Source organism: Arthrobacter sp. AIWTK1 (assembly GCF_056680535.1).
The window spans coordinates 4,659,320-4,683,874 of record NZ_CM155287.1 but is presented as its reverse complement, the minus strand read 5'-3'; the positions used below and the strand labels follow the sequence as shown (position 1 = coordinate 4,683,874).

At 62.2% G+C, this 24,555-nt stretch carries 18 protein-coding genes; 13 read left to right on the top strand and 5 right to left on the bottom strand.

What is annotated here, in order from left to right; translation table 11 throughout:
• The first annotated feature begins 469 nt into the window (after nt 1–469).
• The 8 genes from rpmH to AC1MDG_RS21440 all read left to right on the top strand — a co-directional run bounded on the left by rpmH (nt 470) and on the right by AC1MDG_RS21440 (nt 6,077).
• Nucleotides 470–607 carry a 50S ribosomal protein L34 gene (gene rpmH / locus AC1MDG_RS21475; protein ID WP_003800212.1) on the top strand — a complete coding sequence of 46 codons (138 nt, stop codon included), beginning with the start codon at nt 470–472 and terminating at the stop codon, nt 605–607.
• A 42-nt stretch (nt 608–649) separates the two neighbouring features.
• On the top strand, nt 650–1,060 hold the full coding sequence (gene rnpA, locus AC1MDG_RS21470) for a ribonuclease P protein component (RefSeq protein ID WP_479806743.1): 411 nt from the start codon (nt 650–652) through the stop codon (nt 1,058–1,060).
• Nucleotides 1,053–1,448, top strand: coding sequence for a membrane protein insertion efficiency factor YidD (yidD, locus tag AC1MDG_RS21465; RefSeq protein WP_479806742.1), 396 nt, complete (start codon nt 1,053–1,055; stop codon nt 1,446–1,448). The genes rnpA and yidD overlap by 8 nt, the downstream gene beginning before the upstream one ends.
• A 16-nt stretch (nt 1,449–1,464) precedes the next feature.
• Nucleotides 1,465–2,439, top strand: a complete 975-nt coding sequence (yidC, locus tag AC1MDG_RS21460) for a membrane protein insertase YidC (protein ID WP_043479786.1) — start codon at nt 1,465–1,467, stop codon at nt 2,437–2,439.
• Nucleotides 2,439–3,005 carry a Jag family protein gene (locus tag AC1MDG_RS21455; RefSeq protein ID WP_479806741.1) on the top strand — a complete coding sequence of 189 codons (567 nt, stop codon included), beginning with the start codon at nt 2,439–2,441 and terminating at the stop codon, nt 3,003–3,005. The genes yidC and AC1MDG_RS21455 overlap by 1 nt, the downstream gene beginning before the upstream one ends.
• Before the next feature lie 19 nt (nt 3,006–3,024).
• Entirely contained in the window at nt 3,025–3,675 is a 651-nt protein-coding gene (gene rsmG / locus AC1MDG_RS21450; RefSeq protein ID WP_479806740.1) for a 16S rRNA (guanine(527)-N(7))-methyltransferase RsmG, read from the top strand.
• A gap of 87 nt (nt 3,676–3,762) precedes the next feature.
• On the top strand, nt 3,763–4,830 hold the full coding sequence (locus tag AC1MDG_RS21445; RefSeq protein WP_479806739.1) for a ParA family protein: 1,068 nt from the start codon (nt 3,763–3,765) through the stop codon (nt 4,828–4,830).
• Between the two features lie 65 nt (nt 4,831–4,895).
• Entirely contained in the window at nt 4,896–6,077 is a 1,182-nt protein-coding gene (locus tag AC1MDG_RS21440) for a ParB/RepB/Spo0J family partition protein (protein ID WP_479806738.1), read from the top strand.
• Between the two features lie 6,410 nt (nt 6,078–12,487).
• On the opposite strand, the gene trxA is transcribed toward AC1MDG_RS21440, so the two are convergent.
• The 5 genes from trxA to AC1MDG_RS21415 all read right to left on the bottom strand — a co-directional run bounded on the left by trxA (nt 12,488) and on the right by AC1MDG_RS21415 (nt 18,463).
• Nucleotides 12,488–12,814 (bottom strand): thioredoxin, encoded by a 327-nt coding sequence (gene trxA / locus AC1MDG_RS21435; protein ID WP_043479779.1) that lies wholly within the window; start codon nt 12,812–12,814, stop codon nt 12,488–12,490.
• Nucleotides 12,815–12,851: 37 nt separating this feature from the next.
• Complete coding sequence (trxB, locus tag AC1MDG_RS21430; protein ID WP_043479775.1) at nt 12,852–13,808, bottom strand: thioredoxin-disulfide reductase; 957 nt, start codon at nt 13,806–13,808, stop codon at nt 12,852–12,854.
• A 196-nt stretch (nt 13,809–14,004) separates the two neighbouring features.
• The gene (locus tag AC1MDG_RS21425) at nt 14,005–15,633 is read right to left on the bottom strand and encodes an ABC transporter substrate-binding protein (protein WP_479806737.1); all 1,629 of its coding nucleotides are present in this window, start codon (nt 15,631–15,633) and stop codon (nt 14,005–14,007) included.
• Nucleotides 15,634–15,799: 166 nt separating this feature from the next.
• The gene (gene murJ / locus AC1MDG_RS21420) at nt 15,800–17,893 is read right to left on the bottom strand and encodes a murein biosynthesis integral membrane protein MurJ (protein WP_479806736.1); all 2,094 of its coding nucleotides are present in this window, start codon (nt 17,891–17,893) and stop codon (nt 15,800–15,802) included.
• 69 nt (nt 17,894–17,962) lie between these two features.
• Nucleotides 17,963–18,463, bottom strand: coding sequence for an NUDIX hydrolase (locus AC1MDG_RS21415; protein WP_043430153.1), 501 nt, complete (start codon nt 18,461–18,463; stop codon nt 17,963–17,965).
• Nucleotides 18,464–18,671: 208 nt separating this feature from the next.
• Here AC1MDG_RS21415 and AC1MDG_RS21410 point away from each other — a divergent pair, with 208 nt between their 5' ends.
• The 5 genes from AC1MDG_RS21410 (at nt 18,672) to AC1MDG_RS21390 (ending at nt 24,554) form a co-directional block, all read left to right on the top strand.
• Nucleotides 18,672–20,162, top strand: coding sequence for a CCA tRNA nucleotidyltransferase (locus AC1MDG_RS21410; protein ID WP_479806735.1), 1,491 nt, complete (start codon nt 18,672–18,674; stop codon nt 20,160–20,162).
• Nucleotides 20,163–20,747 (top strand): histidine phosphatase family protein, encoded by a 585-nt coding sequence (locus tag AC1MDG_RS21405; RefSeq protein WP_043479767.1) that lies wholly within the window; start codon nt 20,163–20,165, stop codon nt 20,745–20,747. It begins immediately after the preceding gene.
• A 604-nt stretch (nt 20,748–21,351) separates the two neighbouring features.
• Nucleotides 21,352–21,573, top strand: a complete 222-nt coding sequence (locus AC1MDG_RS21400) for a hypothetical protein (RefSeq protein ID WP_479806734.1) — start codon at nt 21,352–21,354, stop codon at nt 21,571–21,573.
• 73 nt (nt 21,574–21,646) lie between these two features.
• Nucleotides 21,647–23,116, top strand: coding sequence for a glycosyltransferase family 87 protein (locus AC1MDG_RS21395; RefSeq protein ID WP_479806733.1), 1,470 nt, complete (start codon nt 21,647–21,649; stop codon nt 23,114–23,116).
• Nucleotides 23,109–24,554: a phytoene desaturase family protein gene (locus AC1MDG_RS21390; protein WP_479806732.1), complete on the top strand. Its 1,446-nt coding sequence runs from the start codon at nt 23,109–23,111 to the stop codon at nt 24,552–24,554. The genes AC1MDG_RS21395 and AC1MDG_RS21390 overlap by 8 nt, the downstream gene beginning before the upstream one ends.
• The last annotated feature ends 1 nt before the right edge of the window (nt 24,555 follow it).

The following is a 24,555-nucleotide window of genomic DNA, read 5'->3' as shown; positions in this document are numbered from 1 at the left end:
CAATCAGTTCCTCAAACTTGCTTGCCTGCATTACCTGCAGCCACAAGTCCTGAACCAGGGGTCTGGTTCCGGCTTAATCCACAGGGTTATGCACAGAGCGTGGATAATCGGCTACTGAGCCACTCTAGGGGATGAAAAGCCTAGAAGATAGCTGGGTACAGGCTTGTGGATAATTACACCGTTGTGGTTCGAAATCGCGCCTTGTGAGGCACTTCATCCACAGGCTGTGGGCAGAGGTTAACCACAACGGCCGGAGGGTGGTGAAGACCCACCCGGTTTGACTACGCGACGCTTTTTGGCCTAACGTTGTGAAGTCCTTTGTGTCCGCTTTTCGACCTCATTTGAATCTCTCTGACGTTCTGCGTCCTACGAGCCGAGGGCAGCGTGTGCACATACAAAACTTAGCGTCGGCCAGTTCTTCCCCTTTTTGATCGGGTGGGCGCACCTTTGATCCACTGGAGTAACTAACGTGAGCAAGCGGACTTTTCAGCCGAATAACCGCCGTCGAGCCAAGAAGCACGGCTTCCGCCTTCGTATGCGTACCCGTGCCGGCCGTGCCATCCTGGCAGCCCGTCGTGGCAAGGGCCGCACCGAACTGTCGGCCTAAATACACTGACTCGTCGGTCAACATCCCTTTGCGAGTTTAACGGTGCTAGCCACCAGGAACCGTCTGAGGACCCCAACCGATTTTTCAACAACTGTACGTTCCGGCGTCCGCAATGGACGCCGGAACGTAGTGTTATATACGGTAGCTATTGCTGCTGACGAACCAAGCCGGATCGGATTCATCGTTTCCAAGAGTGTTGGGAACGCTGTTGTCAGGAACCTCGTTAAGAGGAGACTGAGGGAAGCCGGCGCTTTGTCGTTGCAGGAATACGGTACCGGGTTCGCCATTGTGGTCCGGGCACTGCCTGCGGCCGCGTCTGCCAGCTGGAACCAACTGCTGGCAGACTACAACGCCGCTCTGGAAACGACCATGAAACGGCTGGGCGGCCGCCTTCCTCGGGCCGCGTCAGCGGTTTCACGGGAAACAACACAGGAAGGGACACCGCGTGCGTAACTCCATTGCCGCCGTCGTCCGCTTCCTAAAACCAACAGCGGTCCTCGTTGGCAGGACGCTCTGGGACCTGCCCCGCAACTTTCTTATTCTTCTGCTGATGACCTACCGCAAGGTGATTTCGCCCTTGTACGGACAGGTCTGCCGCTTCTTTCCTTCGTGCTCGGCGTACGCCCTTGAAGCAATCACGGTGCACGGTGCCGTGAAGGGAAGCTGGCTCGCGGCCCGGCGCCTGCTGCGCTGCCATCCTTGGAACGCCGGTGGTGTGGACCACGTCCCCGCCGGCCACCGCCACTGGCCTGAAAGCCAGACCCCCACAATTGTTGTACTGAACAACCCGGACAAGTACCTGGCTGCACAGTCTGATGGAGAAGGCCGCTCTGCGGCCTAACGAATAGGGATATCGTATGGACTTCTTTGAAACAATCATGTTTCCGTTCAAGTGGCTGGTGTCAGTCATCATGGTGGGCTTCCACGAAGGCCTGAGTGCCATTGGCCTGCCGGCTGCCAACGGCTGGACGTGGACGCTGTCCATCATCGGGCTGGTGCTGGTGATCCGTGCCGCCCTGATCCCCGTGTTCGTCAAGCAGATCAAGGCCCAGCGCGGCATGCAGCTCCTGCAGCCGGACCTGAAGAAGCTGCAGGACAAGTACAAGGGCAAGACAGACCAGCTGTCCCGCCAGGCCATGGCGCAGGAACAGATGGCGATGTACAAGAAGCACGGGACCAACCCGTTCTCGGCATGCCTGCCCATGCTGATCCAGATGCCCTTCTTCTTCGCACTGTTCCAGGTTCTTTCGGGAATCACCGCGGCCCGTACCAAGGGCGCCGGTATCGGGGCGATGAGCCACGAGCAGGTTGTGCAGTTCGACGATTCCAGCATCTTCGGGGCCACGCTTTCGGCTTCCCTCCTGCACGGCGGCGCGGGCAACCAGACCGCCGTCTGGATCCTCTCGATCGTGATGATCCTTGCCATGACGGCGTCGCAGTTCATCACGCAGAAGCAGATCATGGCCAAGAACATGTCCGAAGAGGCCATGGCCAGCCCGTTCATGCGCCAGCAGAAGATGATGCTCTACATCCTGCCGATTGTCTTTGGCGTGGGTGGCATCAACTTCCCCATCGGTGTCCTCATCTACTGGACCACCACCAACCTCTGGACCATGGGACAGCAGTTCTTCGTCATCCGCCGCATGCCGACGCCGGGATCCCCCGCCGCCAAGGCCCTCGCCGAGCGCCGTGCCGCCAAGGGCCTTCCGGCCCTGCCCATCCTGGGAGGCAAGAAGGCCGACGTCGAGGCTGAAGCTGCCGCTGCCGCCGCGGTTGCCGAGGCCAAGAGCCAGCGCATCCAGCCACAACGCAAGAACAGGAAGAAAAAGTAATGTCTGTCGATAGCACCGAAAACGCCGTTTCCGCCGAGGCCATTGAAGACCAGGACGACGCCCAGGACGAGATCCAGGATGCTGGCAAGGGTTCCTCTGCAAGCCGGCTGGAAGAAGAAGGCGACGTCGCAGCAGACTACCTCGAGGAACTGCTGGACATCGCCGACATCGACGGCGACATCGACATCGAGGTCCGGAACGGACGGACCTACATTTCCATTGTGACCGAGGAAGAGTCAGCCGGGCTCGAAAGCCTTGTTGGCCGCGACGGTGAAGTGCTGGAGGCCCTGCAGGAGCTGACCCGCCTGTCGGTACTGTCCGCCACCGAGAACCGCTCCCGCCTGGTCCTGGACATCAACGGATACCGCCAGGAGCGTGCAGGGCACCTGCAGAAGATCGCTGAGGATGCAGTCGCCTCCGTGAAGGAGTCCGGCAACGCCGTGGCGCTGGAACCGATGAGTGCGTACGAACGGAAGATTGTCCACGACGCTGTGGCCGATCTGGGGTTCGTCAGCGAATCCGAAGGCGAAGGTGCCGGGAGGCACATCGTTGTTTCCGCAGACTGAAGACGCCGGGACGCCGACAATGGTTGACATTACTGCCGCGGAGCTCAAGGCGGCCGAGGCGATCTTTGGTGATCGCCTGGAACTGGCCAAGCGCTACGTCGAACACCTGGCCACATCGGGCACCGAGCGCGGTCTGATCGGACCCCGCGAAGTGCCGAGGCTTTGGAGCCGCCACGTCTTGAACTGCGCCGTCATCGAGCGTGAGATTGCCCAGGGCAGCCACGTTGCGGACGTTGGAAGTGGTGCCGGGCTGCCGGGTCTGTGCCTGGCAATTGCACGCCCTGACCTGGAACTGACGCTGATTGAGCCGCTGGAACGTCGCGTGATCTGGCTGCAGGAGGTTGTGGACGACCTCGGCCTGACCAATGTCACGGTGATGCGAACCCGTGCTGAACTTGCCGTAGGTATGGTGAATGCCGATGTCGTCACTGCCCGCGCGGTGTCCGCATTGTCCAACCTGGCCGGGTTGACCATCCCCCTGCTCTCGGGCAAGGGCGAGGTGGTGGCCATCAAGGGACGCAGCGCCGGAGAAGAGATTGAGAAGGCTGCCAAAGCCATCCGCAAGCTCGGCGGCGTTCAGACATCTGTGGTGGTAGTCGGAGAAGACCTCCTCGAGGAGCCCACCACAGTAGTCCGAATCATCGTTAATAAGTCGCAAAAGATTGCCTAGCCGCTGGCCCGGTGCCGCGGGACTTTTGGGGGAAGCGGTTAGGCTAGTGAACGGCAGAAAAAGCCGAATGAGAGTGAGTGTGTCACAGTGACCAGTAGCGAAGCCTCCACACAGCGGATCCCCCCGTTCGTGTCCCTGGGGTCCGCGCGGGCTATGGTCGCGCCCTCAATTGCGCCGACTGACTCGTGGAATCATCTGAATTCGGTTGCAAATCGTTCCAAGTCCGCCGCGGTTTCACGTGAAACTGCCGGAGCGGCCAGCGGGAACATCATGGACTCTATCGACGACTCGAGCCCGATCGCCCGCGAACTGGCCCACGAAAACAAACGCCGCGAACGGTTGATCGGCCGCCAGCTTCCGAAGCCGGAGAAGACCCGGGTCTTCACCGTCTCGAACCAAAAGGGCGGGGTCGGCAAAACAACCACGACGGTCAACATTGCAGCCGCACTCGCTGCTGCCGGGCTGAACGTCCTGGTCATTGACATTGATCCCCAGGGCAACGCCTCAACGGCCCTTGGCATCGAACACCACGCGGATGTTGACAGCATCTATGACGTCCTGATTAACGACGTGCCCCTCAAGGACGTTGTGGCCCAGTGCCCGGACATTGCAAACCTGATTTGTGCCCCCGCCACGATCCATCTGGCAGGCGCGGAAATCGAGCTGGTCTCCCTGGTTGCCAGGGAACAGCGCCTCCGCCGCGCGATTGACGTCTATGCCAAGGAACGCCAGAAGGCCGGCGAGGCGCGTCTCGATTACATCTTCATTGACTGCCCGCCGAGCCTGGGCCTCCTGACGGTCAATGCCTTCTGCGCCGCCAGCGAGGTCCTGATTCCCATCCAGTGCGAGTACTACGCCCTGGAAGGTCTCAGCCAGCTCCTGAAGAACATCGAGATGATCCAGAAGCACCTCAATGCCGAGCTGGTAGTCTCCACCATTCTCCTCACCATGTACGACGGTCGTACAAACCTTGCCGCGCAGGTGGCTGCAGAGGTCCGTCAACACTTCCCGGAACAGGTTCTCGGTGCCGTGGTACCACGGTCGGTCAGAATCTCGGAAGCACCCAGTTACCAGCAGACTGTGATGACTTACGATCCGTCCTCCAGCGGTGCACTCTCCTATCTGGAAGCCGCAGCGGAAATCGCTGAACGTTAGAATTTTCAACAATTGCACTAGCCAGAGCCGGATCTGCCGGGCTCTTCCATTGGAGGGATTTATCCATGAGCGATAAGCGACGCGGCCTCGGCCGCGGTCTTGGCGCACTCATTCCAAGTTCCGCTCCGGCTAACGCATCCGGAAACGGCGCAGCGCCTTCACGCCCAGTGGACCTGTTCTTTCCTGAGGCCCGGAAGACCGCTACCGCAGTCCCCGCCATTCCCCTCGAGGAGGACACAGCTCCTCCGGCAGCACCGGCACCCAGGAAGTCCGCCAGCGCTACCACGCCGTCGGAGCCCAAGGCTCCGACCCGGAAGCCTGCGGCCAAGTCGGCTGCCAAGCAGACAGCCACTGAGTCGTCCGAGGAGCGCCCCGACGTTTCTGCATCAGCAGCGGGAGCCTCCGACGCCGGACCGGAACTGGTGGAAGTCCCTGGCGTCCGGTTTGCGGAAATCCCAGTTGGTGACATCCACCCTAACCGCAAACAGCCTCGTTCCGTCTTCGATGAAGACGACATGGCGGAGCTCGTTCACTCTGTCCGTGAAATAGGCGTCCTCCAGCCAATTGTGGTGCGTACCTCAACCGAAAAGGGTGGCGAACCCTTTGAGCTTGTTATGGGTGAACGCCGCTGGCGGGCAGTACAGGCCGCGGGGCTGGAAACCATCCCTGCAATCGTCAGGGACACCACTGATGATGACCTCCTTCGGGACGCCCTTCTCGAAAACCTTCACCGCAGCCAGCTAAACCCTCTGGAAGAAGCGGCCGCGTACCAGCAGCTGCTCGAGGATTTCGGTACAACGCATGAACAGCTTGCCGACCGCATCGGTCGGTCGCGGCCCCAGGTGTCGAACACGCTCCGGCTACTCAAGCTGCCGCCGTTGGTGCAGCGGCGCGTTGCCGCGAGCGTTTTGTCCGCTGGCCACGCTCGCGCCCTGCTTGCTCTGCCCGATGCAGCGGCAATGGAACGCCTGGCGCAGAAGATCGTGGCTGAGGGAATGTCGGTTCGTGCAACCGAAGAAGCCGTCACGCTTTACCAGAGCCCGGGCACGCAGGCCAAGAGCAACGTTCCCCGCCCAGGTGCTCGTCACGAGCGCCTGGATTACCTCGCGTCGTCCCTGTCGGATCGGCTCGATACCAACGTAAAGATCTCTCTTGGTGCCAGGAAGGGCCGCGTCAGTATCGAGTTCGCCAGCGTTGAGGACCTGAACCGGATCATGGAAGTTTTGACGCCCGGTTCTGAGAACTAGATATTTAGCAGAACGAGGGGGCTTGTTTCACGTGAAACAGGCCCCCTTTGTTGTGTCCAGACAGCTATGCACTCCTTACGGGTGTTACGACCCTCGTCTTGGGCATCGGGACTCTTCCCGCAAGACATAATCGTATGGGACGTGAGTTTGGGGGACCCTGCGTCCGGCCCATCCGCTGACTTGGTGTGACTTGGTGGTGAAAGGGATTGTGTTCAGGCCGTTTATGCATAGTTTTCGGATCATTCGGAGGCGCCGCGCGGGCTCCCTCGCAGACGCTCCCTCGCACACGGTACAAGGGCCGTGGGGCGTTGACGTGGCCCCTGGGGCGGGGTTGGGCCACTAGCGCACGGATGGGCCCCTGGATTGCGGTTGGGCCCCTTAGGGGCGTGGTGTAATGGACGTCCCCCTCGGTGCCAGCGAGGGTGGTCTGTAGCCTGTGCGGGTTCCTGTTTGCGTGGTACCCACTATGCCGACGGGCCGAATGCGTGCCTGTTGTCGGCGGCGTGACCTAGAGGGCGGAGATGGGATAGCTTCACCGTTCACCGTGCGGAATCCACTATGGTGGAGCATTTGCACCCTATGGCTTCTCGGTTCGGCCTAAACGGTCGTCCTTTGTCGATCCAGCCGCCACGGGGCACTTAATTTGATCCCGTATAGTCCACGTTCATCGGCAGGGAGCGGATACAGTGCCAAACTGCGTGGCATTCTTGATGCTCAGCCAGGTGTTTCTTGGCTGGGTCGAGTTGAACTACTGCACTCCGGTCGTCGATTGCTCTTCGGGTGGTGGCCTCCGCCCCAACCTGTCGAGGATGAGCTGGTTGTGGTTGGGCGGTTCGGTCCATCTTGATGAGGCGGGTTGACTTTGTGCGCCCGGCTACGAATGTCGCGCCAATCCCCCGTCGCTTTTGTACGACGGGATCCCCCAAATGTCCGGCGGCTCAATCGTTGCCCGTAAGAAGCCCTCGCTGGCAGCGCCAGTATCAGGCTGCCAGTACCGGGCTGGCTCACGGGATGTTTCACGTGAAACTACCGCACGTGGGCCGAGTGGTGGGTCATAGCGGAGTGTCCCGTCGCTCTGCGCGATCCTGTTAACCGGCTCGTGGCTCGGCTGGGGTGCCCTTACGCGATCGCCTGGTTGAGGCATTGAACATCGCTTTCACCTTCAGCACCGCAGCGCGGTAGCGCAGGGACGCGGTGGTTGCTGGTCTCCTCTCACCCGGCTGGCTTCATGCGGAACCACCGTTCAGTGCGAGTCGGAGTTTCGGGGCCGCCCGTCCCCGTGCTTCTGGCCTGTGCTCATCGGCACAGAAATTGACCCGAGCAGGATCATCGGTACAGGCCAGATATCGACGGTGCTGCACTCATCAAGCGCAGCCAGTGAGTGCAGGCCACCGACCGGTGCTCTTTTGCTTCTCCCCTGAGCGGGTCGTTCCCCCCGGTAGACAGACACGTGTCCGGATGAGGTCCCGTCGCACCCGGGAACGAGCCGCCAATGTTTCACGTGAAACCAAGTGATGTTTGGTTAGATAAAGTCATATTTTTGGATCATCATGGATAGGCTCACGACCCCTTGCGATACGCTCGTTCGGTGGAGCGTCACCAGACGGGAGGCAGCTTGATCAGCTGCCTCATTCGCCGGTCGGTGGATAGGTGCAGTTCTTGAGGAAAGACCGACATACAGCGTTCCGGCCATGAGGCCGTGGATACCGGTGGGGCCTCCGGACGAATGGATCCCCCGGATGAGTGGACATGTGTAGTAACTGGAACGCATCGGGATGTGGCCTTGGGCATCCGTGAGGTTGCGCGACATCCGTGACCACCGCTCCGTAGCCAGTTCCGCTTTCGCGGGGCTCTTTGACTCCCCCTTGGTGTGGTTTTCGATCGGTTCTACAGAGTGCCGGAACATGCGCATCAGTCGTTTGCTGTTTCTACAGTGTAGGCACCCATCGGTCTCTTCTCGCGTACCCGGGGGCCTGACGTGGTTTGGGTAGCTGAGCCACCAGGGTAAGAAGCCAGATACTATTACAACCTGAGTGGCGATTACTGTCGTCTGTTTGGGACTCAACAGCACGCTGGGCTCAAATGTCGTGAGTTCCTCAGACGGCACGGCGTCAGCTCGAACGGACCAGGAGATGCAGCAAGAGCCCATCCAGCTGGAGATCCAACGGCCCAGGCAAACGCACTCTGGCGCATATGCCGGCTGACAGCTGAGTCCTCAGCCCTACGCAGGCAGGGGCCACGTGCATAGGGGGCTTCGTGGCAGATGCTCTCCGCTGATTCACAACCGCCAACGACCCGGCGGTCTACCCGCTGGCCTTCCAGAGAGGACCGGGAGATGGTGTTCGGCAGAGTGCAGAGCGGGCAGGTTGGTTCGCGTCAGGTGCAGCTGTCGCCACTCCGCATAGTCGATGGTCGCAAAGTCTTCGCTTTCCGTAGTTGGAACTGGCGGCGTCCACTTCGGGGAGTCCCCTATCGTGGCTTGGAGTCACCCTCTCGCCGACGCTTGGGGCTTGGGGTCGCGGCATCGGGTGCGGTGTGGATCCGTGGATAAGGAGTGCATAACAAGGTGGATATCGCTGTGGATAACTTTGTGGACAAGCTCGGGGCGACTGAGTCCTTGGTGTGGATTGAGACCGCGGCACCATCCTAAGTAGTGACGCTCTCAATTGGCCGCGAGGGTTTGTTTCACGTGAAACATTGCAGATATCTGTCCCCTGTCCCATAACGGGGGCACAATCAGGCAAATTGGCCCGAAATACACCAAAAAGCACCCATTGGAGCAATGCCCAGAGGGTTCAGAAGGCATCCTTCACTTGGTCCGCAGTAAGTGACACGCGCCACATAACGACCGGTGCGGTCGGGCGCGGAGAATATGTTCAAAATCACGAAGTCCAGATATCGACTACGGCTGTGGACAAGCCTGTGGAAAACTTCTGTGGAGAAATGGTCAACGGATGGGGACAACCGTGGCCGAGCCAGGCAAGGAGGACGAAACGAACTGCCCGTCTGGTGTTCCTTTTTCGGACCATGCAGGACACTCCGGTCCAACCTTCCTTTTACGACGGCACGGAGATCTCGCCTATTTTTGGGGCGCTGGCCTCGTCGCAAAGTTCCCTAGTCCGAGGGGCAGATCACCGGCGCGCGATCTGGGAGACGCTCTTGTACCTCTGGAGTTTGCTCCGCTGCTAGTTGGATGGTCGTTAGCGCGGCGGGCTATTTCTTCGTGGAATCTCCCCCCGGCCTGGCTAGAATTTAGGGACTGTGGATCCACCTTGATGCCAGTCCGGCTTTCTCACTCCGCCGTCGGCCGGTATTCTTTTGGGGCTCGCCAAAGATTGCTGTCGGTTAGACAGACTAGCCATATGACGGGTTTGGGTTCACCGTTGTGCCAGCCGTCCCGATGATCGGCCGGCACATCCCGGATCGTCAGGAGCGGCTGCTGCTGGGCGGCGCATAGGGCGTTTATCTGGTGACGTAGATTCATTGGCACAGTGTCCGGGAGGTCACCCCCAGGGTTGGTTGCAAAGCGACTGGTTGGGTGAGTTCGCACAGGACCAGCACTGCGGCTGAGCCCTCTTCGCAGGCTGGCCCGTACTGCATTGTGCCAGCCCTCTCGCTTGAGCGTTGGTCGTAGATACCTCGGTGACAGAGGGGTAGTCAGCCGCTCACGTGCCTGGCGACATGCCTCTGGGCATCGATGAGCGCATGATCCATGATCGGACTTGTGCCAGGAAACAGGGGCATGCTTGGTGCCAAGCACTGAGGGCGGTGCCTCGCGGTTATCACTGGAAGTACCGCAGGTGGTTGCCGTGGTGACGTGTGGGCCGAGGGATGGAGTTGCTATTTCCGGCTGGTGTCAAGAAGCTCTATGTGCTGCTTGGTCCGCCTTTGGTACTCGTGTGTTGCCGGAGGCGCATATTCCTACGGGCGGGGGCTGGGAGAGCACAAATAACTAAGTGTCGGCTCCCAGGTAGCAGTTACGAAAGATCTCGACGGGAACTTGTCGTCGACCCCTTGTCGAACCTTGCTGCTGCGATGCTGTGACGGCATAGGCGGCAGGAGCAGTTCCTACGCTGCTGGAGTACGCGACGGGTGGACGTGCAGGCACCTCCTCTCGGTTGGTTCCGGGTCCTGATGGAGCGGTCATTATGGGACGCATCGCCGATGTTTCACGTGAAACGTATACAGGAGTCTGCGGCGTGAGTCGTCTAGTGTCGGTGACTCAAAGCTGGCTAGAGGTCCACTTGGCAGCAGGACTCGTAGAGGCTTTCCTCTGAAGGGACGCGGTGGTCCCCGGTGACGGCCCGTCACTTCTGCTAGTCATTGAACGGATGGAATGCGGGGAACCGGAGCCAAGCTGATGTGCCGGACTTGGGCCATCTCCTCGGGGCGTCCAGATCTGTCATGCATGGGGGCGGACTTCGCTGGCAGTCATCGAATCCGGTCCCGCGGGGATGCCAAGCCAATTCTTCTGATTGGAGGGCTTATGCTGTTTCCCTCATTCTGCCGGCGTAGATGGGGCGGCCGGTGAAGACTTTCAATATGAGGTACATGGACGGGCGCAGTCATCGACGTACTGGTCCGGCAGACATTTCGGCTCTTCTCTGTGATCTGATCCACCGGCGTAAGAAGATTGGTCAGACGGATACTAGGCGAGGATTCGTGGGGTGTTTCGAACGAAGGAGATAACTCCTGCTGGGGCACCCCTTAGAGGCTGCCATGCTCCTCACGGAGCGAGCAATCCATCGTGCGATGTTTCACGTGAAACACGGCAGTGCAGGGTGACCCTTCGAGTCTCCAAGAAGGACATCGAAGGATCGTTCATGCAGAATTGTTGGAGTGTTCGCCACTCCCCCTAGGGGCTAGCGATCAGGTGAGCTTGTGGACTCGCGGGCTACACAGTCAACCAGACCAGAAGTCCGCGCGTACTCCAGGATCCTATATTTAGACTGGGTGTTCGCGTGGACTGAGGCCGAGTCCACGAGGGGCGTCATCTGGAGGCCCGGTGCGCTTGAGGGTGAGTACAGGAAGAGTCGTTGCTAGATCACTACCGGAACCACTCGCGAGCGTCCCGAAGGGCTACGGGCAGGCTCGGATACCGACACGAACGGATACCGGCAGGCCCGGATCGCGACTTGTGGTTCGGAGAGGCATCCCCTTGGCGCATGCGTCATGAGGGGCAAGGTCTACAGACGTATCTGGTTGTGTGTGGGTCCTGGTTACTTTGACTGGTGAGAAGATTGCCCGGACGTTAGCCGGCTGCGAGAACGTCCTGCGTCAATCTGTGGGCAATAAGACAAGCCATCACCGCAGGGAGGATTGGGCTGTTCGACTCGCAATGCTCGTTGTTGTGCCGCCATCGCGGTTTCTGCGTCTTCGCACAGATGGAGATACAGCTAAGGACGGGCTCCAATTTATGGACTGAATACGGCACGAGTGATGTGTTTTAGCCGTATTTGGAGCGCAATCCCTTCCCACCTTGAGGACTTTTCACGTGAAACATGGGAGGGAAGAACACTCACAAGAGCGCCACGGAAATGCCACGATCCCGTTCCCTCGCCCCCTCATGGTCCTTCCCAGAGTGGATCTCTGCACGTCCTGCAGCCCTGCAGGAAGGGATCAATTGAGGTCTGTTGTCTTTGGGGTTAGTCCGTGGTCGCGGACGATCCGCAGGGCGCGCCTTTGCTAACGGGGTGGCTGGTCCGACGTTTCACGTGAAACAAAGAGGCACAGGCGAATGATTAACACCCTCAAGTCGGCACCGGCCGCGATGAGCTCCTGAAGCGACCTGGCTGCAGCCAAGGAGATGGCGCTAAGGGACACGCGGCCGCTTCATCCTGCTGCATCCCGTTTTGCGGCACCGCTCCCCTCATTGGGCTCTACACGGTGGGGAAAGGAACCAGCCCGCACCTTGGCGCCGGGAACCGCTCGCCCGGGGGCTGCAACAGCCTATCCAGGCAGTAAGCGAGTAGCCGGTGCCAGCCGTACGGGTCACGTTGTCGCCCGCGTTGCCCGTTGCCCGCAACCAGCGTTTTCCCGCCGCGCACAGCGTCATGCCAGCGCCCATCACATCCCCGTTACGTCCCGGTCCGGACGCGGCCCGGTGATTCCAAAGGCGGATTGGACTACCCCGCGCTAGAGAAACTACTCCATTCAAAGCCTGGCCAGACTGGGACAAGATAGAACTGGAAAACATCCCAGGAAGGTTGCTTACAGGGATAGCAACGACGCTGGCGCCTGGGTCTGGACAGCTTTCGCTGCCCTGTTGCTAGCCGAACTGTCTACCCCCAGTATCAACCGGCCACTACATACGAAAAGCGGCGGCCAGCCCTCCTTATGAGAGGGGTGGCCACCGCTTCTAGCTAACCCGAGCTCCGGTTAGCACGTGAACCGCCTAGGCGGTCGTAAAGCTAGGACAGGACGTCCGCAAATTCCTTCTCGAAGAACTGCTTCGGCTTGGCGCCGATAACGGTGTTCTTCACCTCGCCGCCCTGGAACAGGTAGACGGCGGGAATGGAGGTGATGCCGTACTCGGCTGCGATGGCGGGGTTGTCGTCAACGTTTACCTTGACCACATTGACCTTCTCGCTGTACTCAACAGAGATCTCGTCCAGGATGGGGCCCAGCTTGCGGCAGGGACCGCACCACTCAGCCCAGAAATCCACGATGACCGGCTTGTCGGCCGACAGTACATCCGCGCTGAAGCTTGCGTCCGTTACGTCTTTTGCGTTGCTCATAACCTTGTTGTTTCCCTTCGGATCAATAGTGCGCTGTTTAGGCGTGGAAGTCTGCGAGGTAGTGCTCCACATCGATAGCTGCGACGCAGCCCGAGCCGGAAGCGGTAATGGCCTGGCGGTACGTGGGATCCACAACGTCGCCGGCGGCGAACACACCCTTGACGCTCGTCCTGGAGCTGCGGCCCTCAACGGCAATGGTGCCCTCTGGCGTGAGTTCCAGAGTGTCCTTGATGAGGTCGGTGCGCGGATCGTTTCCGATGGCCACGAAGACGCCAGTTACGGCGAGTTCGGACTCGGTGCCGTCAACGAGGTTCTTCAACTTCAGTCCGGTGACCTTCTCTCCGCCGAGGACATCCTCGACGGCCGTGTTCCAGACAAAGTTGATCTTCTCGTGGGCCTGGGCACGGTCGGCCATGATCTTGGACGCCCTGAGCGTGTCGCGGCGGTGCACCACGGTGACGGACTTGGCGAACTTGGTGAGGAACAGCGCCTCTTCCATGGCTGAGTCTCCGCCGCCGATCACTGCAATGTCCTGGTCCTTGAAAAAGAAACCGTCGCAGGTTGCACACCAGCTAACGCCATGGCCGGAGAGTCGCTTTTCATTGGGAAGACCAAGCTCGCGGTACGCCGATCCGGTGGACAGGATAACGGCGCGGGACTGGAAGGTCTCCCCCGTTGCGATGGTGACCGTCTTGATGTCGCCGTCGAGATCCAACGCGGTGACGTCCTCGAACTGGATTTCCGTGCCGAAGCGGGCGGCCTGCTTTTCGAAGTTCTCCATGAGGTCAGGACCCATGATGCCTTCAGGGAAACCGGGGTAGTTTTCCACGTCGGTGGTGTTCATCAGTTCCCCGCCGGCAGTGACGGAACCGGCAAGGAGCAGCGGCTTCAGGTTGGCTCGCGCCGTATAAACTGCGGCCGTGTAGCCTGCAGGGCCGGAGCCGACGATGATGACATCACGTACCTGGGACGCGGTGTTTTCTGCGTTGCTCACTGAACGGTGAACCTCTTCCTTTGTCGATGCGCCTGCTTTTGCTGGCCGGCCACATGGCACAACCCATTGTTGATCCTGAATATTCCGGGCATGGACGGAGGCCAACAAGACGCCACCACTCAGGGTACCGTCTTGCCGGGGCGGGAGACACCGTGTTACCGGGCCTCCAGGGTCTGTTCCTGCCGGGGGTCAGGGGCTACTGAACCTTGATCTCGGCGAGGCGGAGGCCGTAGCCGAAGCGGGTCTTCGGTGCGGCCAGCTTGGGGAGGTTCTTGATGGACACGATCACGTACTGCGCCGTGACCGGCTCGGAAAGCGGCATGGTCAGGTCCGGTGACGTGAAGCTGTTGGTTCCCACCTGCTTGGCACCTTCCAGCGAGGGGCGATCATTCGTCAGGACGCTGATGTTGCCGCCGCTGCCGCCGAGCTGGCTGAGCGTGATGGAAGAAACTTTCGAGGGACTTTTCAGCTTCACTACGAGGGAAACATCAGGAGCAAGACCGCCCCAGTTGTCGGTGGCGAACTCCATGTCCGACCAGTAACTGGCCCCGTTGCCGTCGAACGTCTTGGAAAGGTCACCGTCGTACGTTGCGGCAAAATCAAAGTTGCCCAGCCGGGAGACTCCTTCGACGGCTGGCGGACCCGCCACGGGAGCTGAGGACTCGGTGGCTGTCGGCGCTCCGGTGGTCTGCGGCTGGGACGTGTTGCTGGAGTTCCCCGGAGCGGGATTGGTCTGGGGTTCGCTCTTGAACAGGCTTCCCAGGTTGGAAACGGCGAAGATCAAACCCACCACGAGGACGGCGGCCAGCAGCCCACCCACGAGCCAGCGCATGGACCGCGGCTCGCGCTCCGGTGGCTCTTCGTCGTCGTAGTATTCGTCAGTTTCGTCGCCGCGGCCGCCACCGGCGAAGGCCGGGAATGTGGCTGCCATCCGCTCCCGGGCGGTCCTGGCCGGCCCGGTTGAGGGGGCCTCCCCCTCGGGGTATTCGTCGTCGTTGTCTTCCCACAGGGACACTTTGGGGGATTCGGCAGCGGGAGCCTGCGTATTGATGGCTTCGGTGTCCCGCCCGCCGTTGTGGACAGCCTGCTGCGGCGTGGTGGCCTGCGGCGCTGTGGAAGGACTTTTGGAGTCCCTGCCCGCAGCGGCCGCTCCGGCAGCAAGTCCCGCTGCACCGGCCGCACCCGCCGCACCGGCGGCGGCTGCAGCTCCTACTCCGTTTCCTCTCGCCCCGCCGGGACGCGCCGCTGCACCGGCACCGGGGCCGGCGGAGCCAACAGAGGGGGCCGACGCCGGGCGCACGGGTGCGGCGCGGGGCGGAACTACAGGAGGTACAACGGGCGGAGATGACTGCTTGCGGTCCTGGGCGGCCGGCTGGTTGTTGCCGTAGTTGATATAGCCGGCTTCAACCTCTTCTTCGTCGTATTGGCCGTCATATGTTTCCGGTTCGTGGGACCGTGCATGGCCGAAAATTTCGCTACCCAGGGTGTCCGTAAAGAAGGGCTCAACATAGGGCGGATTGGAGGCAACCACAAGGTCCAGGAGATCGGCAGCAGACGTGTGGTTGGTGATCAGGTAGGTGGTGGAGTCGCTGACGCCAAGGTCCAGGATCTGCACATTTCCGGGCCGCTCCCCGGTGGCAACCTCGCGGGCGCTCTGGGCCACCTGCTCCGCGTTGTCCGGACCCGCCACCAGGATGCTCACCGGCCGGTTGAGGACCTGGTCAACGCCATCCAGCACCAGATCATGGTCGTGTGAGGTCAATACGGTGGCGGTGACCTTGTAGCGGCCGCCGAGCACTGATCCAACATCGATCGGGTGGGACACGGGTTCCTCCTAGACTGTCCGGGGAACCGCGCCTCAATGATGCGACAGCGGATACGCCGGTTAGCCGGTTAATTTCTGGTCTGTAACTACTACCCTAGTTAGCTTCTGATCCTAGCCGATGGTGCGTTACGGCCGCGTGAGACAGGCGCGGTGAACCGCGGCGGTGTCACCTTTTCTTCCGGCGCCGACTTTCTGACCGCCCCCTGAAGTACGGGTTGCGGCCGGCCCTGCCTTGGAACGTCCGGCGTCCAGGCAGCGGGATTTCGTCGCGCATGAAGCTCCCGCGCGCGGTGTTGGGTTCTTCCTCGGCCGGCAGGTATTCGCCCGTGGAGCCCTGGTGCACGTCGGGGTGGGCCCCCGGTTCCTCAACCTGCGGTCCCGCACGGAACGACGCTGCGTCGAACTCGCCGGAAATCCGCGGGATCAACCCGGTGTCCACCGAAACGGTGGCTCGCTCCGGCGTCGTCCGTTCCGGCTGGGAACCGGTGCCCGCCGGTGTACCGGGGGCGGACTCCGCCGGTGCGGCTGCGGAAGCGCCCCCCCGGCCCAGGCGGCCGAGGAGCGGCTGCAGCAGGTCGCGAAGTTCCGTGACGTGGAACAGCTTCAGCAGGAAGAGGTACGCCACGAGCATTACAGGCCCGACGACGACGATGGTCACCAGGGCCTGGATCCTGCCGCTCCAGGCGAAGCCGTCCGCGCTGTAGCTGCCCATCAGCCACAGCGCAACGGCACCGGCCAGCGCGGAACCCAAGGCGGCATACCCCATCCGGATGTACGAATTGGCGATCCGCGGGCCGTCCAGGTGCCCCAGGAGGCGGCGGAGGAAGAAAGCGCTCACAATCACGGAAAGAATATTGCCGCCCGTGTAGAGGATCGCGATGGCGAAGATGATCCGGTCGAAGGGCAGGAACTGGATGGAGAAGGCCGCAACCACATTCACGATGGCCAGGACCAACTGGATGTAGAAGGGAGTGCGGGCGTCCTCATTGGCGTAGAAGACCCTGGACATCATGAAGTTGGCGCTCATGAACGGTGTGCTGAGGGCGAGGATGGTGAGCGTCTGGGCGAGCATCACGCCGTCCTGCACCTTGCCGCCGGAGAAGAACATGCCCAGCGGACCGGCCAGCGCAAACAGCGCCAACGCCCCGAACACCGTGGCCACCGCCATGGTGCGGAGCCCGTGGGACAGCGCCTCCCGGAGTCCTGCCCGGTCGCCGTCCTGGGATGCCCGGGTCATCCGGTTGAACAGCACCGTGGCCAGCGAGAGGGCAATGATGGAGTGCGGCAGCAGGTACAGCTGGCTGGCCACCTCCAGCACGGCGTTGCCGGGCAGGAAGCTTGCCGCCGGGTCCCCCGCCCGCTCAAGGCGGAGCCGCTCGGTACCCGGAATGGTGGCAATGCGCATGACGTACAGGAAGGCCAGCTGGCCGACGGCGGCAGTGAGGAGCGTCCACACGCTCAGTTTCGCCGCCTGCCCCAGGCCTACCCCGCGCCAGCCGAATTTCGGACGGAGCCCAAGACGGAGCCGGAACACCGGAATCAGCAGGATGGCTGTCTGGGACACCACGCCGATGGTGGAGAACCCGGCGATGAGGAACGTCTGGGTAGGTCCCCAGTTGTCCAGGGTGTGGGGGTTGGTGACGTTGGCCCCGAGGATCCAGATGAACATGCCCAGGCCGGCAATGGCCACGATGTTGTTCAGGATCGGTGCCCACATTGCCGGACCGAATGCCCCGTTGGCGTTCAACACCTGCGTCAGGAGGGCATACAGGCCGTAAAAGAAGATCTGTGGCAGGCACCAGAACGCGAAAGAGACCGCCAGCGATTTCTGTTCGGGAGAATAGCCCTGCGTGGTCAGCTCAATGACCCAGGGAGCCAGCAGGGTGACGAGCAGGGTCAGGCTGAGAAGTACCACGACAGCCAGGGTGAGCAGGCGGCTGATGTAGTCCGCTCCCCTGTCCGGTGCCTTGCTGGCTTTGATGATCTGGGGCACTAAAACGGCGTTGAAGACTCCGCCGGCCACCAGCAGGAAGATCAGGTTTGGCAGGTTGTTGGCATTGATGAAGGTGTCATTGACCGTGGAGCCGAGGCCCAGGGCCGCTCCCAGCATCCACGTCTTGCCGAAGCCCAGGAAACGGGAGACCAGGGTCCCGGCGGCCATGATGGCGCTGGAACGGGCTTCTCCGTGCTGGACAGTCCTGGATTCGGCCTGGGAATCCGCGGAGCCGGATTCGGGGGAAGCTGGATTAGCTGCTGACATTGCCTTCATCGTCTCAAAGGTGCGCAGTTAGGCACGTGGGCGGCGCTTCATGGAATCAGTCACGGGACCTCAGAGGTGTTCCGGCAGGACTTCTCTGGCGAGGTCGGCGATGCGGCGCTCATTCGGAAAGGACAGCTTGCGGGCGAGTTCCTGGATGGGGACCCAGGCGACGTCCACGGCTTCCTGGTCGGGATCGTTTTCGATGGTCAGCTCGCCGCCCGTGGCCCGGAGCAGGTAGTGGTGTACGGTCTTGTGGACGCGGTGTCCGCTGACGGTGAACCAGTAGTCGATGCTCCCGAGCGGGGCCAGGATGTCGCCGCTGATGCCGGTCTCCTCGGCGATTTCGCGGACGGCCGCTTCCTCATTCTTTTCCTTGCCCTCCGGGTGGCCCTTAGGCAGGCACCATTCGAGGCGTCCGCCGCGGTTGAGGCGGGCGATGATCGCAACCCTCAGCTCGCCGTCGGACGTGTCAACGACGACGCCGCCGGCGGAGATTTCCTCAACGGTGGGCAGCGAGGCCGGCCCGGGGTGCTGGGCGGGCGCGACATGGGCACCGATTGCCGACGGCAACGGTGGGTTTGTCCTCCTGCCAGGAGCACTCGGTACGGGATGGGCCATGAAGTCCACTCTAACGACTCTTGCCCGTTGGTGATGACCGGAACATGACAAGAAAGTGGACTGCGTGTGACGCGAATTCCGGAACCGGGGGCGTAACGGCGCGGTTAGGCGGCCCCGATTGGTGCTTGTTGGCGTGGTTTTCTGACAAGCTTAAGTAACTATGGCGCACGCACATCAAAAGTCCGACCCGCACACCGTCGATTTCCAGGTGGACCCGGTGGTCCTGGAGCTCGGGCAGCGCTTCGTCGATGCCGGGCATGAATTGTCGCTGGTGGGCGGCCCTGTGCGTGACCTCTTCCTCGGCAGGACCTCCCCCGATCTTGACTTCACCACGGACGCCACCCCGGACCAGACCCTCGCGCTGATCAAGAAATGGGCGGACAACTTCTGGGAGATCGGACGGGCATTCGGCACCATCGGAATGCGGAAGTCCGGCTTCCAGATCGAGATCACCACCTACCGCGCCGAAGCGTACGACCCCGAGTCGCGGAAACCCATGGTCGCCTTCGGGTCTTCGCTGACCGACGACCTTCTTCGCCGGGACTTCACCATCAATGCCATGGCCTTGCGGCTGCCCTCGATGGAGCTGATCGACCCCTTCGGCGGTGTCCGCGACCTCCACGCCTCCGTGCTGGCTACGCCCGGCGCGCCGGAGACGTCCTTTTCCGACGACCCGCTGCGCATGATGCGGGCGGCCCGCTTTGCCTCCCAGCTCGGTGTGTCGGTCCGCGCGGACGTGAAGCAGGCAATGTCGCAGATGGCGGAACGGATCACCATCATTTCCGCGGAGCGTATTCGCGAGGAACTGGTGAAACTCATCTGCGGAGCCCGTCCCCGCGTGGGCATCGACCTCCTGGTGGACACCGGCCTGGCCGAATTCGTCCTGCCGGAAGTCTCCGCCCTGCGCCTGGAAGCCGACGAGCACCACCGGCACAAGGACGTCTACCAGCACTCGCTGCAGGTGCTGGAGCAGGCTGCGTCCCTGGAGACGGATTCCGACGGCGCCGTGCCCGGCCCCGATTTTGTCCTGCGGTTTGCGGCGCTGATGCACGACGTCGGCAAGCCGGCTACGCGCCGTTTTGAACCGGGCGGCGCGGTGAGTTTCCGACACCACGACATGGTGGGCTCCAAACTGACCAAGAAGCGGATGAAGGCCCTCCGCTTCGATAACGACACCATCAAGGCGGTTGCCCGGCTGGTAGAGCTGCACATGCGCTTCTACGGTTACGGAGAGGCCGGCTGGAGCGACTCGGCGGTCCGCCGCTATGTTACGGACGCAGGTCCCCTCCTGGAGCGGCTGCACCTGCTGACGAGGTCCGATGTGACCACCCGCAACCAGCGGAAGGCGGACCGGCTGTCCTTTGCCTATGACGACCTTGAGGCGCGCATCGCGGGGCTGCGCGAGCAGGAATCACTGGAAGCGGTCCGGCCCGACCTGGACGGCGGCCAGATCATGGCCTTGCTCGGACTGAAGCCCGGCCCCGTGGTGGGCAAGGCCTACAAGTTCCTGCTTGAACAGCGGATGGAGCACGGCCCGCTCGATCCGGCAGTGGCGGAGGCCAGGCTCCGCGAGTGGTGGGCGGACCAGCCCGAAGCCGCCGAACAACAGCCTGCCGCCGGCGTCGAACTTTCCACTACCGAGGAGTCCTAAGTGGTTTCACTTAACAGCACTGCCCGCCCCCAGCTCTGGATCCTGCGGCACGGCGAGACCGAATGGTCCAAGAGCGGCCAGTACACCGGACTCACCGACCTGCCCCTGACGGTGGAGGGCGAGCAGCAGTCTGTCGAGGCACGCAAGATCCTCGACGCCGTCGACTTCGACCTGGTGCTGACCTCACCGTTGCGGAGGGCACGCCGCACGGCGGAACTGGCGGGATTTCCCGATGCCGAACAGGAACCGCTCGCAGTGGAATGGAACTACGGCGATTATGAGGGAATCAGCTCCGACCTGATCCGCAAGGACAATCCGGAGTACCTGATCTGGACCCACGGCGTGCCCAACGGCGAAGCCCTGGAGGAAGTTGCTGCACGGGCGGACAAGATAGTGGCCCGTGTGCTGGAATCCGGACTGGACAATGTCCTCATTGTGGCCCACGGACACTTCTCCAGGATCCTGACGGCGCGCTGGCTGGGGCTGGACCCGCACGAAGGCCGCCATTTCATCCTGGGTACAGCGAAGGTCTGCACCCTTGGATGGGACAAGAAGACTCCAGCCATAGTCCGCTGGGGACTATAAAGACGATTTATAAAATACTTCCGGGTATCTTCTGAATTCAGTAGTCAAAGGCCCGGAGGATAGTGTAATTTTATTCCTGACCCTAGAGCGTTTTGCCAGGGTCATCGGCGCGCGTTGTTCGGCTGGTCAATTGCCCAGTCAGTCAACCGAACAGCGGCATAGCAGAAAAGGAGGTTGGGAAATGATTACTTTGACTAGCGGATGGAAGATGACCATCACCGCGTTCCCGGCCCCGGCTGCTTCCAACGCCCACTTCACGGACTGACTGCCTCCTAATCTGCAGACTCCGGCCCTTCGGCCTGCATCCTGGTAGCCGGCTTCCTGTCCAAGGAAGTCGCCCGGCAGTCGGCCGTCCACGCGGGCCCATGCGGTTGCGCAACACCCCATAGTTCGGAACCAGCTTCTTGTTGGGACTGAGGCGTACCTGCATTCGGGGGCCATCCTTCGCCTAGCGAAATCCACCAATTGCTCCTGGCATTTTTTGTTCCGGGACATATCCACCCGGGCATTTCTATGCCCTAATTCCCGCCATTAATTCCGTCAATTAACTGACCCTAATTGTCATGCCCAATTTCGGATGCAATCCAACTAACAAGGGATCCACGTGAGCATCACCGCCAGCACCACCACACAGGCCGATCGTGTCCGACGCCGCCGAACAACGCCGCGGGAGGAGGTAACCATGATGGAAAGGCTTCGACGCATTCTGCGCCTGGGTTGGCAGCCAGCGCTCAAAGACCAGACGCTGTTCAACGGCCAGCTCTTGGACCAGAAGCGTGAAGACGTCTACGTCGTACTGCACCAGATGGGCGGCGTCATCCGCTGAGCCGGGTCCTTCCTTTCGGAACGCCTGTCATTCCGGGGCAGTCGGAGCGCAACCGCGACGGTAAGCTCGGGGGATGCAGGAGACATTGCCGCCGGCGCACCGAAAGAGAACGCGCCTGGTCATCCCGAGCCGTAGCGATCTCCTGCTCAGGAACTTCACTGAACTCATCGGCGGCCCGATGGGGAGGCGTACCGCGCCGGGCATCGTCGCACCCGGAGTGTTCACCGTGGAACGCGTCCTCATCATCCTTACCGTGATGGCAGCCATGGCAAGCGTCCTTGTCAAGAACTACTGCCGGTCAAACGGCTGGGAGTCGCCGGGACAGTTCTACTCCACCTGCTACTCGGACTTCCCGGAGCTCTTCCGCAACAGGGGACTCGGCGAGGGCACCTTCCCCTTCTTCAGCGAAGGCAGTTTCTTCGAATATCCGGTCCTGATGGGCATCATCGCCGGGCTGACGGCCATGCTGGTCCCCGGACAGGGCGCCACGGACGCGCGCATCCTCGGTTACTTCGACGTCAACGCCACCCTCATCGCCGCCGTCTGGATCGTCACGGTCCTCGCAACAGCGCGCATGAGCAGGCGCCGGCCCTGGGACGCTGCCATGGTGGCCGTAGCCCCCGGAATAATCCTCGCCGGGGTGATCAACTGGGACATGTGGGCGGTGGGCCTGCTCGCCGTCGGCATGTATTTCTTTTCCCGCAAACGGCTGGTGCTGGCCGGCGTCTTCATTGGCCTGGGGACGGCCACCAAGCTGTATCCGTTGTTGGTCTTCGGCGCGATCCTCCTCCTGGCCCTGAGGACCGGAAAGATCCGTCCGCTGCTCGTCACGGCGGCGGCCGCCGCAGCGGCCTGGCTCGCCGTCAACGTCCCCATAGCCGCCATGAACCCCTCGGGCTGGAAGTACTTCTACCAGTTCACGGAGGACCGCCCCGCCGGTTACAGCTCCCCCTGGTTCGCCTACAACCTGGTGGCCGGTCGCCTGCAGTGGCTGCCGCTGGGGTCCGAGGCCATCAACGCCCTCGCCCTCAACCTCTTCCTCATCAGCTGCATACTCATCGCCGTCCTGGCCCTCACAGCACCGCGCCGGCCCCGGCTGGCGCAGCTGGCGTTCCTGATCGTTGCGGCATTCATCCTGACGAACAAGGTGTACTCACCCCAGTTCGTCATCTGGCTCATCCCCCTGCTGGCGCTGGCCCGTCCGCGCTGGCGCGACTTCCTCATCTGGCAGGGGATCGAAGGACTTCACTGGGCGGCCGTGTGGATGTACCTGGGACAGGCGACCAGCGGCGGCCCGACGCAGCACAATATCGATATGCCGTATTACGTACTGGCGGTGGCCCTGCACATGATTGCCACGGCCTACTTGATGGTCCGCGTGGCGTGGGACATCTGGGACCCGGGTTACGACGTGGTCCGCCGCCACTCGCTGGACGATCCCCAGGGCGGCCCGTTCGACGGCGTTGGGGACTGGCTGCGAATAAACCCGGCAGACCCCGCGGCCTCAACACTCCCCTGGCGGCGGGCGGCCAGCGATGCCTGACGTCGCCGTCGTCGGATCCGGCCCGAACGGGCTCGCCGCTGCCGTGGCCATGGCCCGCGCGGGCCTCAAGGTGCACGTATTCGAAGCCGCGGGCACCCCCGGGGGTGGCCTGCGGACGTCGGAGCTGATGCAGCCCGGCCACCTGCACGACATTTGCTCGGCTGTCCAGCCGATGGCCCTCGCCTCACCGTTCTTCCAGGCCTTCGAGCTGTCCCGTCGGATTGACCTCGTTACTCCGGAGCTTTCCTTCGGATCGCCCCTGGACGGCGGCCGGGCCGCCCTGGCCTTCCGCTCCCTGGACCGCACTGCCGCAGGGCTCGGCCGGGACGGCCCGGCCTACCGGCGCCTGATGGCACCGTTGGTCCGCCGGGTGGAGGGCATTGCCGACTTCACGCTCAACCAGCTCCTGCGGGTCCCCCGTGACCCGCTTGCCGCGGTGCTCTTCGGCCTGCGGACCCTCGGGCAGGGCTCAGCGGCCTGGAACGCCGGATTCAAGGACGAACTGGCGCCGGCCCTCCTGACCGGCGTCGCCGCGCATTCCGTGGGGCGGCTGCCGTCGCTGGCACCCGCGGGGGCGGGTCTGATGCTCGGGACGCTGGCGCATGCGCAGGGCTGGCCGATTCCCGTGGGCGGATCAGCATCCATCGCCAGTGCCATGGTGCGGGATATCGAGGCCCACGGGGGCACGGTGGAAACCGGACATCGGATCGAATCCCTGGCCGAACTTCCGCCTGCCAGGGCCACGCTGCTGGACATTGCCCCGCCGGCACTGCTCAGGCTTGCCGGGGACAGGCTGCCAGCCGGTTACCGCCGTTCCCTTGAGTCGTTCCGCTTTGGAAATGCCGCCTGCAAAGTCGATTTCATCCTGTCCGGCCCTGTTCCGTGGGAGGCTGCGGGACTGGCAGATGCAGGAACCGTCCACGTGGGCGGCACACGTGCCGAGATGGCCGAAGCGGAAAACCAGGTGGCCGCGGGGAAACATCCGGAACGGCCCTATGTCCTGGTGTCCCAGCCGTCACGGTTCGACGATTCCCGGGCACCGGAAGGGCGGCACATCCTGTGGACGTACTGCCATGTACCGGCAGGGTCAACGGTGGACATGGCGGAGGCGGTGACGGCCCAGCTGGAACGCTTCGCACCCGGGTTCCCGGACCTCGTGGTCCAGGTGCACGTGACGACGGCGGCGGGGCTGGCGGAATACAACCAGAACTATGTGGGCGGAGACTTTGCCGCCGGCCTGATGGATCTCCGCGGACTGATCCAGCGGCCGGTGATCAGCCCCGTACCCTGGCGCACCCCGCTGTCAGGCGTGTACTTGTGCTCCTCGTCAACACCTCCCGGACCGGGCGTTACCGGCATGCCCGGGTTGCACGCTGCAAGATATGCCCTGAAAGATATATTCGGATTGCGTATGCCCGCTCTCGGACTGAAGCTTTAGG